The organism is Rhizobium tibeticum (assembly GCF_900110205.1).
Taxonomy (GTDB): domain Bacteria; phylum Pseudomonadota; class Alphaproteobacteria; order Rhizobiales; family Rhizobiaceae; genus Rhizobium; species Rhizobium tibeticum.
The window spans coordinates 1-2434 of sequence record NZ_FOCV01000126.1; the positions used below are offsets into that span (position 1 = coordinate 1).

General features: G+C 50.7%; 2 protein-coding genes. Both read right to left on the reverse strand.

Features of this window, described 5'->3' with window-relative positions:
- Positions 1 to 688: 688 nt before the first annotated feature.
- The gene (locus BSG20_RS35075; protein WP_093041985.1) at positions 689 to 1354 is read right to left on the reverse strand and encodes an acyl-homoserine-lactone synthase; all 666 of its coding nucleotides are present in this window, start codon (positions 1352 to 1354) and stop codon (positions 689 to 691) included.
- A 122-nt stretch (positions 1355 to 1476) separates the two neighbouring features.
- Entirely contained in the window at positions 1477 to 2220 is a 744-nt protein-coding gene (locus BSG20_RS35080; protein ID WP_093041987.1) for a helix-turn-helix transcriptional regulator, read from the reverse strand.
- Positions 2221 to 2434 lie beyond the last annotated feature (214 nt).

Below are 2434 nucleotides of genomic sequence, written 5' to 3' on the forward strand. Positions count from 1 at the left end.
ACGAAATCCATCCACATTCAGCGCTGAAGATGGCTTCCCCAAGGGAGTTCATCAAAGCTTTATCTCAATAGCTGACCTGTCCGGCAAAACGGGGGGCACTCCAGTGGGTTGTTCGTCGCGCTCACAATCCTTCTGGAACTAACGTTCGTTTTTTTCGCCGAGAGTTGCCACGCTGAGCATTTGAAGCAGATAGCGTATCAATGCCACATCCTCGGTCGATGGGTGATTTTCAAATACCTGTGTGATGATCGTGTTCAAACTATTGGCCTGATCGTGCACAAGTCCCTTTATGTAATCTTCAGGATCTACGAAGACTACACTGTTGTTCTGTTTGTCTCTTATCATTTCTCACCAGCTGGCGCTGAAGCGCATTTCAGATTTGCTCGGTTCTCTATTGTCTTTAATTCGCGATCGAATTCATTGGATCATAACTTGCACCCAAAGCTCATCGGCCTTATCCACCTCGTCTCGATAGCGAACCCGCTCCTGAATGGAACGAATCCGGTCAACCAGCCCGCAAAAAAATCGCATCATGCCCTCATCCAGTTTACGCATGAACTGAGAGACCTGACCTTTTTCCGTCGGTCGGGCCTCAGCACGCGATGGCGTCCGCGTCATGACTAACCGTATGATATCACCTGCTTCAGAGCCGCTTTAGTCGCGTTAACCGACAGGCTATCGCCCTCAATTAACCCAAACAGGCACTCTCCTTATTTCTATCGGCTAAACGAATTTCCCCATGGTCCAAGTAAGGCAAATGGCGCAAAGTGGCGCCCGGCTTCAGCGGATTCCGGACCTCCGGCTCGAGCAAGAGCGTGCTTCCCCGGATGGAGTAGAGTAGATGATGCTTCATCAAGCCAGACATAGAAGGCGTTGCCTGGATCGGTACGATTAGTCCGCCGTCGAGCACCGAAGGCAAACCAAGTTGGGTTACCCTCCAACCAGTGGAAGTTAGGAGTTCTACCAGCCTTGGGTGCGTTTCGACGATCATTGATGTAATGCCTGCAACAAGACAGAATTCCATCACTCCAGTCATCAAAACATGGGAGGCTGGTATACCGTTGATTAGAATTTCACCTTCCGCGACAACACATCGGGTCCACTCGAAAATCTCGGGCGAACGCGGCCACGTTCGGCCATTCATTATCTGGGGGTACACGTCCGATAAGAGATGGGGTTCTGTCGTAGGGAGCAGTCGCGAATACCCCACGATAGTATCTTCGCAAAAGAGTGCGAGATGCAGGGCGCGGTCGTGATCGAACTGGTCAATTTCCAGACCGTCACTTCTGCGCAGCGCCTCCCAGCCGAGCCTTTCCACGAATTGCTCGCGCCGAAAGCGCCAGATTTCCTCCATTGCTTGCCCGCTTGATGCTGGGCGACCGACGTAAAGTCTTATCATCCTTGACCCTATTTTAAAGCAAGGATGCATGACACTCGCTGTGGTTTAAATGAGTAAAATTGCCTAGTTTCACGCCTTTATCGAAGAATTCCGTAACGAAAGCTCTCCGCTATCATCTGCGCCGCATTGACCACATTGAGTTTGCGTTGAACATTGAGTATCTCATTTTGAATGGTTCGCTGTGAACGGCCCAGAATTTCCCCGATCTCTAGCGCTGTTTTGCCTGCAGCGCACCACTGAATAATCTCACGTTCACGCGCTGTTATCCTTAAGAGGCTCCTATCTTGCGACTTAACTTTTTGCGTTAATAGGCTGCGGATCGTGTTATGGGCGTAAATCGATATGATATGCAGCGCTCCTCTGGCAGCACGCGAGAGATCCACCTGCTCCGCCCCGAAAGTTATAATTGCCTGAAAGCCATTGGCGGTGTGCAGTGGCACGCTGTAACCATCATTCATCTTGAACTCCCTGGCTTCGTTCATGACTCGGCGCGCATGACGGCCGAGTTCCTGATCCCGCAGTGCTTCTGACCAAACAAAGGCACTGTCTTGCATCTTACTCAGATGGATTATGGGATCGGAATGGACGTAGTTACTCGCTAAATAACGTTCAAACCATTCATAGGGCCACGCGTTCAACATGAAGTAGGGATCAATGCGCTCCGTAGGCAAAGGTATGCCGGACATTGCAAAACAACTAAAACCAAAGTGGCGTGCCGTTCGGTCTAGCGACGTCAGTATATCTTCCCTACTTTTTGCCACTGCAGCTTCCGACATAAAGTCGAACATTATATTTGCGGTTGCCAAGGCTTCGCTGTTCACTCTTCCCTCCAGGACCTACTAGTTCAAGGGGGGTAACTGCCCCTCGCAGAGCCTATTCGGCCTCTTGTCGCAAGCAGAATAGAGGAGATCGTGCACAAACTGAAGCCGCTCTGATCGCCAAACGGCATCGTCAACTTAACGGAATGTGGAATTCGATGTGCGATGAAGGTTCATGACAGACCGTGATCCACTCTATCGTCGACATCGCTTTCGC

Bases quoted from the DNA above. Each gene is read 5' to 3' on its own strand.
- BSG20_RS35075 (WP_093041985.1), bottom strand. From the start codon at position 1,354: ATGGAGGAAATCTGGCGCTTTCGGCGCGAGCAATTCGTGGAAAGGCTC.